Consider the following 11,117-nt stretch of genomic DNA (forward strand, 5'->3'; position numbering starts at 1 on the left):
CTGGGCGACAAGGACCTCGCCACCCATCTGGTGCGCACCACCATGCTCAACGCCGGCTATCCGCTGTCCCAGGTCACCGAGGCGCTGGCCACCCGCTGGCAGCCCGGCGTACGCCTGCTGCCGGCGACCGACGACCGGCTGGAGACGCATGTCGTCGTGAGCGCGAGGAGTGAGCTTGCGAGCCCCGCAGCCGCGAACAGCGCTGGCGCAGCTGACGTCGACGGCGGCCAGCGGGCGATCCACTTCCAGGAGTGGTGGGTGCGCCACCGGGCGGAGCTGCCCACGCACCGGTTCGTCTTCGTCGGCGCCGAGGCGGCGAAGCCGGCGCCCGGGGTGCTGGAGGCGATCCGCGCCGCCGACGTGGTGCTGGTCGCGCCGAGCAACCCGGTGGTGAGCATCGCCCCGATCCTGGCCGTGCCGGGCCTGCGCGACGCGGTCGCCGACGGGCCCGCCCCGGTCGTCGGGGTGTCCCCGATCATCGGCGGCGCGCCGGTCCGCGGCATGGCGGACCGCTGCCTGTCCGTGCTCGGTGTCGAGTGCAGCGCGGCCGGGGTGGGCGGCCTCTACGGCGGCCGGTCGGCCGGCGGCCTGCTCGACGGCTGGCTGGTCGCGCCCGAGGACGAGGGCACGGCGGTGCCGGAGGTGACCGTGCGCCCGGCGCCGCTGCGGATGACCGACGAGGCGGCGACGGTGGCGATGGTCCGGGCCGCGTTGGAGCTGATGTGAGGCTGGAGATCCTGCCGGTGCTCGGCATCGGCGACGTGACCGAGGGCGACGACCTGGCGGCGCTGATCGCCACCGCCGCGCCCTGGCTGCGCGACGGCGACGTGCTGGTGGTGACCAGCAAGATCGTGTCGAAGGCGGAGGGCCGCCTGGTCGACGTGCCGGCCGACGGGCCGGAGCGGCTCGCCGCCCGGGACGAGGTGCTGGCCGGAGAGACCGCCCGGGTGGTGGCCACCCGGGGCGCGACCCGGATCGTGCAGACCCACCACGGGTTCGTGATGGCCTCCGCCGGCATCGACGCGTCCAACGTGGACAAGACCCGGCTGGTGCTGCTGCCCGAGGACCCGGACGGCTCCGCCCGCGCGCTGCGGGCCACGCTGCGCGAGCGCTACGACCTCGACGTCGCGGTCATCGTCAGCGACACCATGGGCCGGCCGTGGCGCAACGGGCTCACCGACGTGGCGCTCGGGGTGGCCGGCATGCCGGCGATCCGCGACCACCGGGGCGAGATCGACCCCTACGGCAACGAACTCCAGCTCACCCAGATGGCCGTGGTGGACGAACTGGCCGGCGCCGGCGAGCTGATCAAGGGCAAGTGCGACCAGGTGCCGGTGGCGGTGATCCGCGGCTACCTGGGCGAGACCCGGGACGACGACGAGGGTGCCCGGGCGCTGGTCCGGGACGCCGCCCTGGACCTCTTCTCCCTCGGCACCGCAGAGGCGCGCGCCGCCGGTTTGCGGGAGGCGGCCACCCTGCCGGACGGCCCCGGTCCGACCCCGGCCGACCCGGCCGCCGTCGACCGGGCGATCGACGCCGTCGCCGAGGTGGTCGCACCCGGCACCCTGTTCACCCACGTCACCGACCACGAGGTACGCGCCGGACTGGCCGCCACCGTGCCCGGCTGGCCGGCGGAGGCCACCGGCCTGGTCCTCGGCGCGCCACCGGCGCCGGTCGACCCGGCGGACCTGGTCCGGTTCGGCGCCGACCTGCAACGGCTGCGCACCGCGCTGGCCGCCGAGGGCGTCTCGTCGGCCCTGCTGCCCCCGCCGCCCGGCAGCACCGCCAGCGCCACCCTCGCCGTCTGACCCCCGCCGGCCCGTCGGCCCGGCTCAGGCGTCGAGGACGGCGCGGCCGAGCGGGGTCAGGGTGTGCAGGACGGTGTTGCGGTCGCGGTGGCTGACCAGCAGCCCGGCGTTGCGCAGCACGGTGGTGTGCTGGCTGGCCGCGGCGGCGGAGATGCGCAGCCGGCGGGCCACCTCACCGGTGGTGCAGCCCTCGTCGGCGGCCTCCAGCACGGCCGCCCGGGTCCGGCCGAGCAGGGCGGCCAGCGCCTCCCGCTGTGCCGCGTCGGCGTCCCCGCGGGCGCCGCTGCCCGGCTCGGGCATGAGGCCGCCGAGCCGGTCGACGGGATAGACCAGCACCGGCGGCAGGTTCGGGTCGAGAAGCGCGACCGGGGTGCGCGCGCAGAAGAACGAGGGGACCAGCAGCAGCCCCCGGCCGTCGAGGCGGAGTTCCCGGCTGTCCGGGTAGTCGAGAACCTCCAGTATCCCGTCGGCCCAGCGCATGCTCGGCCGGAGGCTGGCCAGCAGCCCTTCGGCGCCACCGTCGAGCATGGCCCGGGCGCGGCGGGCCCGGTCCGCCTCCACGGCGGCCTGGATCCGCGACCAGTACGGGGAGACCGCCAGCGACTGGTACCGGACCATCGAGTCGGTCAGGTGGCGCAGCACCTCGGGCTCCCCGCGGGCCAGCGCGTTCGCCGACGACGGCAGCGCGTTCTCCTCGGCGAGCAGGGTCAGGTCCCGGCGGAGCATGGTGACCGGGGTGCCCCGCACCGCCTCCAGCCCGGCTGCCAGGCCGTCCTTGCTGGCGTACGGGGTGAGGAAGTCGGGGAAGTAGCCGCGGGGCGGGTTGAGGGCCAGCAGCAGGCGGTAGTCCTCGGTGGCGCTGTCCGTCCGCAGCGCGTGGGCCACGGAGCGTCGCCACTCGGTCAGCAGCGGGTCACGCCCGCGGCCCTGGAGCAGGTGCAGGCTGAGGACCAGTTCCCAGACGGGATCCGCGGCGGGGGCCACCCTGGTCCGCAGGATGTCCTCGCGGGAGAAAATGACCTTCAGCATGGAGCTCTCCCGGGCGGACAGAGGGAGTGCCCGCCACCCTGAGCACTGTACCTGCCGGCACTTATCTCCATCTTTAAGCGTGGACTGAAAAACCTCGACGGTGCCCGGCCCGGTTGGGCAGACTTCCCCTTGCCCACCGATGCCGGGGCACGGCAGCACCGACCCGGTCGGCGGGCGCGCCGGTCGGCCGGACGGCACCACGAGGGTCTGCGGCTGTTCTCCGTAGAGGTGTCGTCCGGCGACCGCTCAGCCGATCCAGAGCGCGACCCGGTGGTCCTCGTCGGTGACGTAGTAGCAGCGCCCGTCCAGCTCGGCCAGGCCCTCCACGTGGTGGAACGGCGCCAGCTCGGCCACCAGCTTCCCCACCACCCGCGCGTCCGGGCCGACGTCGTGCCGGAACCGGACGTGGCGCGAGGTCACCGCGCCGCCGTGCGGGTGGTCGTCCAGCAGCACCGAGCCCTTGCCGACCGCGTCGATCGAGCCGATCACCGCCGCGAAGCCGCCGTCCGGCGTCGGCGTGACGGCCCGGAAGCCGGTCAGCGCGCCCGCCGGAGTCACCCCGGTGAGGGCGTACGCCCCGACGGCCCGCGGCCAGCCGGGCTTCCCGTCGAACATGTCCGCCACCCCGGCCAGCTCGACCAGGATGGGTTCGCCCTCGGCGGTCACCGGGAAGCGCAGCCCGAGCAGCACCGTTCCCGCCGGGGTGAAGGCCGCCGCCTCGACGTTGAGCGGCAGGTCGTCCTCGGCCAGCCGACTCACCCAGCTCTTGGCCCGGGCCGTGCCGCGGGCCAGGGTCTCCACGATGAACCGCTGCCGGACCCGGTCCCCCGGCGGCAGCGGGGTCAGCGGCGCGGCGGCGAGCGCGTCGTTGATCGCCCGGTGCAGCCGGAACCGGTTGCGCACCACGTGCAGCGGCAGCGTCCCGTGGGCGGCGTCGTCCTCCCGGAACCGGGCCACGAACGCCCGGCGGGGGCGCAGCGGCCCGGCCTTGGAGCCGAAGTGCGAGCCGAAGACGTACACCCAGCCGTCGTGGTGGGCGAGCGCCTCGCCGTCCTCGGTGCGGCCGTTCTCCCGGCCGGCGTCGGCGGCCACGTGGTGTGCCACCCACTCACCGTCCGCACGCTCCAGCAGCAGGGCCAGGCACCGCTCCACCGGCCCCTCGTCGAGGACGGTCCAGAACCCCCGGCGGGCGCCGTGGGCCCGCAGCAGGGCCGGCGAGCGTACCGGCAGCAGGTCGCTGGCCTCGTTGCCGGCCACGACGAACTCGACGAGTCGCAGGGTCACCCGGCCAGGGTACGGAGGGCGCGCCCGTACAGTGGCGGGGTGCCGGACACCGAGACGTACGCCGACCTGCACGCCGACGCCACCGCGGTGCTGAGCCGCTGGACGGCGACCAGCCCGGCGGCCGCCGCGAACCGGGACCGCACGCTGGCGCTGCTCGCCGGCGGGCCGGTGACGATGAGCCGGGCGCACCGGCCCGGGCACGTCACCGCCAGCGCGCTGGTGCTCGACCCGACCGGCGCCCGGGTGCTGCTCTGCCTGCACGGCAAGTTCCGCAGGTGGGTGCAGCTCGGCGGGCACTGCGAGCCCGGCGACCGGACCCTGGCGGCCGCCGCGCTGCGCGAGGCCACCGAGGAGTCCGGGATCGCCGGCCTGGTGGTCGACCCGGAGCCGATCGACGTGGACATCCACCCGGTGGCCTGCCAGGGCGGCTCGCTGCACTACGACGTCCGGTTCGCCGTGCTCGCCCCGGCCGGGGCGACCGAGCGGGTCAGCGCCGAGTCCGAGGCGCTGGGCTGGTTCCCGCCGGACCGGCTGCCCGAGCCGCTGGCCGACGGGACCGTCCAGCTGGTGGCCCCGGCGCTGGCCGCGCTGGCCCGGCGGGCCGCCGGCTGAGCCGGGGCACGGTCAGACCAGGCCCTCCTCGCCGCGCTCCTTGAGCTCGTCGACGACCTTCTTCACGTCCTGCGCCCGCTCGCGCGGGCAGACCAGCAGTGCGTCCGGGGTGTCCACCACGATCAGGTCGTGAACGCCGATCGCGGCCACCAGCCGGCCGGACTGCGGCACCACCACCAGGCCGGTGGTGTCCCGCAGCAACACGCCCGGCTTGGCGTCGCCGCCCAGCACCACGTTGCCGGCGGCGTCGGCGGGGAGCACCTCGCCGAGGGTGTGGAAGTCGCCGACGTCGTTCCAGCCGAAGTCGCCGGGGACGGTCGCCACCCGGCCGGCGGTCGCCGCGCCCTCCATCACCGCGTAGTCGACCGAGATCTTGGGCAGGGTCGGCCAGACCGTGCCGAGGACGTCGTCCTGCTCGGGGGTGCCCCAGGCCGCCGCGATCGCGGTGATCCCCGCGTGCAGGGCGGGCTGCTGCCGGGCCAGCTCGGCCAGGAAGACGTCCACCCGCCAGACGAACATGCTGGCGTTCCAGAGGTGCCGGCCGGAGCGGACGTAGCCTTCCGCCACGTCGGCGGCCGGCTTCTCCTTGAACTCGATGACCGGGCGCAGCGGGCCGTCGCCCACCGGCTCGCCGGTCTCCAGGTAGCCGTAGCCGGTCTCGGGCCGGGTCGGGGTGATGCCCACGGTCATCAGCGAACCCTGCTCGGCGCCGCGGATCGCCTGCCGGACCACCTCGGCCCAGCGCGCCGGGTCACCGATGAGGTGGTCGGCCGCGAACGAGCCCATCACCGCCTCCGGGTCGCGCTCGGCGATCACCGCCGCGGCCAGGGCGATCGCCGCGCAGGAGTCCCGGGGCGAGGGCTCGACGAGGATGTTCTCCTCCGGCAGGCCCGCGAGTTGCCGGGCCACCGCCGCGACGTGCGCGGCCCCGGTGACCACCAGCGTGCGCTCGGGCGTGGTCAGCGGCGACAGCCGGTCCACCGTGGCCTGGAGCAGCGAGGCCGGGGTGCCGGTCAGCGGGTGGAGGAACTTGGGGTGGCCGGCACGGGACAGCGGCCACAACCTCGTGCCACTGCCGCCCGCCGGGATGACGGCGTAGAACATCAGCACATCATGCCCGAACCGTCCCGCTACGGGCCGGGGGTCGGACGTACCCGCAGGTGACACTCAGGCACGCGCCCGGCTCCACGCGGCGATGTGCACCTCCGCGCTGGACTCCCAGGTGAACTCCTTGGCCCGGTCGAAGCCGGCCTTGGCCAGGGAGAGCCGGCGCTGCTCGTCGTCGAGCAGCGCGGTCAGGTCGGTGGCGATCTGGTCCGGGTCCTCGCTGGTGTACGCCACGGCGTCGCCGCCCACCTCGGGCAGGGAGAGCCGCGGGGTGGTGAGCACCGGCGCCGCGCACGCCATCGCCTCCAGGATGGGCAGGCCGAAGCCCTCGCCGTAGGAGGGGTAGGCGGCGACCAGCGCGCCGCCGAGGAAGCCGGGCAGGTCGGCGTAGCGCAGGTAGCCGGGGCGGAGCAGCCGCAGGTGCGACGGCACCTCGGCCACCGCGCGGTCGATGTCGTCGTCGTGCCCCTGGCCACCGGCGACGACCAGCGCGGGCGGGTTCTCCCGGTCGGCCACCGCGCGGGCCCAGCCGCGGATCAGATTGGGTACGTTCTTGCGCGGCTCCTTGGCCCCGAGGAACGCGATGTAGCTGCTGCTGCCCAGCCCGAGGCGGGCCCGGACCCGGGCCTTCTCCTCCTCGCTCGGCGCGTGGAAGGCGGCCTGGTCGACCCCGTGGTAGGCCACGTCGATCCGGGTCGGGTCGGCGTCCAGCAGGCGGATCAGCTCGTCCCGGGTGGCCTTGCTCGGCACGATCACCCGGTTGGCGCGGCGCAGCGACGTCTTGATCGCGCTGCGGAAGAAGGTGCGGCGCGACTTGTCGTAGTGCTCCGGCTCGGTGAAGAAGGTCGCGTCGTGCACGGTGACCGTGACCGGGCAGCCGGCCCGCAGCGGGCAGGTGTAGAAGGGCGAGTGCAGCACCTCGGCGCCCACCTGCTGGGCCAGCAGCGGCAGGCCGGTCTGCTCCCAGGCCAGCCGGGCCGGGCGGTGCGCGACGGCCGCCGGGGCGGGGATCACCTCGGCGGCGGGCAGCATCCGGGTGTAGCGCTCCAGGTCGGTGCGGAGGCTCACCACGGCCAGGTCGACGGCGGCGCCGCAGACCCGGCCGAGGGCACCGAGCAGGCCGTCGACGTATCTACCGACGCCGCCGCGATCGGCGGGGACACTCGTGGCGTCGATGAGCACGCGGGGCGGGCGGCCGGCGGTCACGGGGCGACTCCTCAGGCTGGCGCGTCTGTGGGGAACAACACTGTCGGCAAGCCTACGCCGGGCCGGGTGCCCGACGCTGACTGCGACCCGACGGTACGCCGACTTGTCGTTGTCATCGAGTACGCGCCCCGGGCGCGTATCGTTCGCGCCGATGGCCGACAACATTGCCCGGGTGTTCGCCGACGCGATCGCGACCGACCCCGCCCGCCCCCTGCTGACCTGGTACGACGACGCCACCGGCGAGCGCACCGAGCTCTCCGGCGCGACGCTGGCGAACTGGGTGGCCAAGACGGCCAACCTGCTGGTCGACGAGGTCGCCCTCGCTCCCGGCGACACGGCCGCCGTGCTGCTCCCGCCGCACTGGCAGACCGCCGCCGTGCTGCTCGGCTGCTGGTCGGCGAAGCTGACCGTGGCCGAGGCCCCGGGCGACGTGGACGTGCTCTTCGCCGCCACCGGCCGGGTCGACGAGGCGGGCGCCTGGTCGGCCGGCGAGCGCTACGCGCTGGCCCTCGACCCGTTCGCGCTGCCGATGCGCGAGGTGCCGGCCGGTTTCGCCGACTTCGTGTCGGCGGTACGCGGCCACGGCGACCACTTCACCCCGTACCCCGGGGGCGGTGCCGGGGACGCGACGCTGCTGGCCCGCGCGGAGGCCCGGGCCGTGGAGCTCTGCCTCACCCCCGGCGACCGGCTCCTGGTCGACGTGACGCGGCATCCCGACCCGGTCGACTGGCTCCTCGCCCCGCTGACGGCCGCCACCACCGTGGTCGCCTGCGCCAACCTGGACCAGACCCGCCTCGACCCCCGCACGGCGGCGGAGAAGGTCACCCGGGCGCTCACCTAGGCGAGGTCAGGCGGGGGTCGGGTGGTCGGAGGTGGCGCGGCGCTGGGCGAAGGTGGCGAAGGCGGTCAGTGACTCCGGGTTGGCCAGGGCGCCCTTCGCCGCGGCGCTGTCCACCGGGGTGCCGGTGAGGATCTTCTTGACCGGCACCTCCAGCTTCTTCGCGCTCAGGGTGCGCGGGACGGCCCGGACCTGGTGGATCTCGTCGGGGACGTGCCGCGGCGACAGCGCGGTCCGCAGCTCCCGGCAGATCTTCTTCCGCAGCTCGTCGTCCAGCTCCAGGCCCTCGGCCAGCACCACGAAGAGCAGCAGCTCGCCGGCCCCGCCCTCGTCGTCCTCCAGGTGCACCACGACCGAGTCGACCACCTCGTCGAGCCCCTCGACCACCGAGTAGAACTCGGCCGTGCCGAGCCGGACGCCGCCCCGGTTGAGGGTGGCGTCCGAGCGGCCGGTGATCACGCAGCCGCCGCGCTCGTTGACGGTGATCCAGTCGCCGTGCCGCCAGACGCCGGGGTAGACCTCGAAGTACGCCTCCCGGTAGCGGGAGCCGTCGGTGTCGTTCCAGAAGCCGACCGGCATGCTCGGCATCGGCTCGGTGATCACGAGCTCGCCGAGCTGGCCGATCACCGGCGAGCCGTCGGCCGAGCGGGCCTCCACCTTCGCGCCGAGCGCCCGGCAGGTGATCTCCCCGGCGTGCACCGGCAGCAGCGGCACGCCGCCGACGAAGCCGGTGCAGACGTCCGTGCCGCCGGAGAGCGACTGGAGCTGGAGGCGGTCGCCGACGGTCTCGTAGACCCAGGTGAAGCCCTCGGCGGGCAGCGGGGCGCCGGTCGAGCCGACCCCGCGCAGCGCGGACAGGTCGGCGATCTCCTTCGGCACCAGCCCGGCCTTGCGGCAGGCCAGCAGGAACGGCGCCGAGGTGCCGAAGTAGGTGGTGCCGGTCTCCGCCGCCAGCCGCCACAGCGCGCCCAGGTCGGGGTGGCCCGGGTTGCCGTCGAAGATCACGATCGTCGCGCCCACCGCCGGCCCGGAGACCAGGAAGTTCCACATCATCCAGCCGGTGGTGGTGAACCAGAAGAACCGGTCGGTCGGGCCCAGGTCGTGGTGCAGGGCCAGCATCTTGAGGTGTTCCAGCAGGATGCCGCCGTGGCCGTGCACGATCGGCTTGGGCAGCCCGGTGGTGCCGGAGGAGTAGAGCACGTAGAGCGGGTGGTCGACGGGCACCGGGGTGAAGGCCAGCGGCTCGTCGGTCTCCGCCGCCAGCTCCGCCCAGGAGAGCGCGCCCTCGGGAGGCGCGCCGGCCGGGTCGAGGTACGCGATGCCGACGGTGTGCCGCAGCGACGGCAGGGCGGCCCGGATGGCGGCCACCTCGGCGCGCCGGTCGACCGGCTTGTCGCCGTAGCGGTAGCCGTCGACCGCCACCAGCACCGTGGGCTCGATCTGCTGCCAGCGGTCGGTGACGCTGCGGGTGCCGAACTCGGGCGCGCAGGAGGAGAAGATCGCGCCGAGGCTGGCCGTGGCGAGCAGCAGGACGTATGTCTCCGGGATGTTCGGCGCGTACGCCGCCACCCGGTCGCCCTTCCCCACGCCGAGCCGGCGCAGGCCGGCCGCCACCCGGCGGACCTGCTCCCGCAGCTGCGCGGCGGTAAGCGTCTCCGGCGCGCGGGTCTGCCCGTGTGCGATCACCACCGGGTCGTCGTCGTCCCGGCCCGGCATCCGCAGCACGTTCTCGGCGTAGTTGAGGGTGGCGCCGGGGAACCACCGGGTGCCCGGCATGGTCCGGTCGGTGAGCGTCGCGGTCGGCGGGGTGTGTGCGACCACCTCGAAGTAGTCCCAGATCGACTGCCAGAAGCCGGCCAGGTCGGTCACCGACCACTGCCACAGCGCGTCGTAGTCGGCGAACTCCAGCCCCCGGTGCTCGGCCAGCCAGCGCAGGTAGTCGCCGATCCGGGACCGCTCACGCACGTCGGCCGGCGGCGTCCACAGCACGTCACCCACTGTTCCACCCTCCCTGAGGCCCCGTCACGACACTGTGCATGGGCCGTGGCGCCATCTTGCCCTACCTCGCGACGCCATTCTCCGCACCGGGTGCCGGTGACGGGGCGTGGCCGGCCCACACGCCCGCAGCCCGGGGTGTGTGGGCCGGCCCGGTCAGCCGGCCCGGTGGGCCTGGATCGCCCGGCGGCGGGCCAGCCGGTGGGCCCGGCGGATCTCCGCCTCCCGGAAGCGCCGCTCGTCCTCCGGCGTCTCGGGCAGCACCGGCCGGACCGGGCGGGGCGCGCCGCCCACGTCCACGCCCACGAAGACCAGGTACGCCGTGGCGACCCGGACCGGCTCGTCCTCGGCGGAGTCCCAGCGCTCGGCGACCACCTTCACCCCGACCTCCATCGAGGTGTTGCCGGTCCAGTTGACCTGGGCGTGCGCGTGCACCAGGTCGCCCACCCGGACCGGCTCGGAGAAGACGATCTCGTCGATCGAGGCGGTGACCGCGGTGCCCCCGCTGTGCCGGGCCGCCGCCGCCCCGGCGACGTCGTCGACGAACTTCATCAGTACCCCACCGTGCACGGTCCCGTACAGATTGACATCGACAGCGGTCATGATGCGACTCAGCGTGACCCGCGAGTACGAGGTCGGCTTGCCCTGCGGGGCGGAGGGGTGATCTGTCATGCCGAAAACGGTACGGTGCGCGGATGCGACATCTCTGGAGCTTCCTCGCCGGGTTGGTGGTGGCGCCCGTCACCTGGGTGCTCGTCACGCTCGGTCAGGACGGATCTGAGCGCACCGTGCACCGCTGGGTGGAGATCGGTACGTACAGCACGCCCAACCTGATCGAGCCGGCCGTCTACCTGGGCGTCGCCGGCATCCTGCTCGGCCTGCTCGGCACGCTGCGCTTCTCGCCACTCGGCCCGGCCGTGGCCGGGCTGCTGCTCGCGGTCCCGTACCTCGGGCTGTTCGTCGCGCCCTTCACCGTCCGGGACGCGATCCCCGAGAGCTGGAAGATGCTCGGGGACCCGCTGCCGCTGCGGCAGCCGCTGGAGAACGGCACGCTGTTCCTGATCGGCATGCTGCTGCTGATGGCCGTGTTCAGCGGCCAGCGCTGGCGGCAGCGGCCGGACGGGCCGGCGGCCGAGGCGGAGCTGACCTCGGCCGACAAGCCGGTCGAGCACAGCCCCTCGCTCGGCGACTGGCCCCCGGCCGTCTTACCGGTCCCCGGCGCGCCCTGGACGCAGATC

Annotated in this window: 11 protein-coding genes; 5 read left to right on the plus strand and 6 right to left on the minus strand. The window is 74.7% G+C overall.

Features of this window, described 5'->3' with window-relative positions; translation table 11 throughout:
- Both ACW0Q9_RS24480 and ACW0Q9_RS24485 read left to right on the plus strand, forming a co-directional pair.
- Positions 1–726: 2-phospho-L-lactate transferase CofD family protein (locus ACW0Q9_RS24480; RefSeq protein WP_456185105.1), on the plus strand; the 726-nt coding region annotated here is incomplete at its 5' end.
- Positions 723–1,808 carry a coenzyme F420-0:L-glutamate ligase gene (locus ACW0Q9_RS24485; RefSeq protein WP_456185107.1) on the plus strand — a complete coding sequence of 362 codons (1,086 nt, stop codon included), beginning with the start codon at positions 723–725 and terminating at the stop codon, positions 1,806–1,808. The genes ACW0Q9_RS24480 and ACW0Q9_RS24485, both read left to right, overlap by 4 nt.
- Before the next feature lie 24 nt (positions 1,809–1,832).
- On the opposite strand, the gene ACW0Q9_RS24490 is transcribed toward ACW0Q9_RS24485, so the two are convergent.
- Both ACW0Q9_RS24490 and ACW0Q9_RS24495 read right to left on the minus strand, forming a co-directional pair.
- Positions 1,833–2,837 (minus strand): ArsR/SmtB family transcription factor, encoded by a 1,005-nt coding sequence (locus ACW0Q9_RS24490; protein WP_456185109.1) that lies wholly within the window; start codon positions 2,835–2,837, stop codon positions 1,833–1,835.
- A gap of 246 nt (positions 2,838–3,083) precedes the next feature.
- On the minus strand, positions 3,084–4,121 hold the full coding sequence (locus ACW0Q9_RS24495) for a hypothetical protein (protein WP_456185111.1): 1,038 nt from the start codon (positions 4,119–4,121) through the stop codon (positions 3,084–3,086).
- A gap of 39 nt (positions 4,122–4,160) precedes the next feature.
- Here ACW0Q9_RS24495 and ACW0Q9_RS24500 point away from each other — a divergent pair, with 39 nt between their 5' ends.
- A complete protein-coding gene (locus tag ACW0Q9_RS24500) occupies positions 4,161–4,733 on the plus strand; it encodes an NUDIX hydrolase (protein ID WP_456185113.1) in 573 nt (190 codons plus the stop codon).
- Between the two features lie 12 nt (positions 4,734–4,745).
- Here the strand turns inward: ACW0Q9_RS24500 and ACW0Q9_RS24505 are convergent, their stop codons facing one another.
- On the minus strand, positions 4,746–5,837 hold the full coding sequence (locus tag ACW0Q9_RS24505) for a mannose-1-phosphate guanylyltransferase (protein WP_456185115.1): 1,092 nt from the start codon (positions 5,835–5,837) through the stop codon (positions 4,746–4,748).
- A gap of 63 nt (positions 5,838–5,900) precedes the next feature.
- The gene (locus ACW0Q9_RS24510; protein WP_456185117.1) at positions 5,901–7,046 is read right to left on the minus strand and encodes a glycosyltransferase family 4 protein; all 1,146 of its coding nucleotides are present in this window, start codon (positions 7,044–7,046) and stop codon (positions 5,901–5,903) included.
- A gap of 151 nt (positions 7,047–7,197) precedes the next feature.
- Between ACW0Q9_RS24510 and ACW0Q9_RS24515 the strand changes: the two genes are divergently transcribed.
- Complete coding sequence (locus tag ACW0Q9_RS24515; protein ID WP_456185119.1) at positions 7,198–7,887, plus strand: TIGR03089 family protein; 690 nt, start codon at positions 7,198–7,200, stop codon at positions 7,885–7,887.
- A gap of 6 nt (positions 7,888–7,893) precedes the next feature.
- On the opposite strand, the gene ACW0Q9_RS24520 is transcribed toward ACW0Q9_RS24515, so the two are convergent.
- Together ACW0Q9_RS24520 and ACW0Q9_RS24525 are read right to left on the minus strand one after the other, a co-directional pair.
- The gene (locus ACW0Q9_RS24520) at positions 7,894–9,882 is read right to left on the minus strand and encodes an acetoacetate--CoA ligase (RefSeq protein WP_456185121.1); all 1,989 of its coding nucleotides are present in this window, start codon (positions 9,880–9,882) and stop codon (positions 7,894–7,896) included.
- 153 nt (positions 9,883–10,035) lie between these two features.
- On the minus strand, positions 10,036–10,551 hold the full coding sequence (locus tag ACW0Q9_RS24525; RefSeq protein ID WP_456185123.1) for an acyl-CoA thioesterase: 516 nt from the start codon (positions 10,549–10,551) through the stop codon (positions 10,036–10,038).
- A gap of 23 nt (positions 10,552–10,574) precedes the next feature.
- Between ACW0Q9_RS24525 and ACW0Q9_RS24530 the strand changes: the two genes are divergently transcribed.
- A partial coding sequence (locus ACW0Q9_RS24530; RefSeq protein WP_456185125.1) for a hypothetical protein occupies positions 10,575–11,117 on the plus strand: 543 nt, incomplete at its 3' end.

It is taken from the genome of Micromonospora sp. I033 (assembly GCF_053890995.1).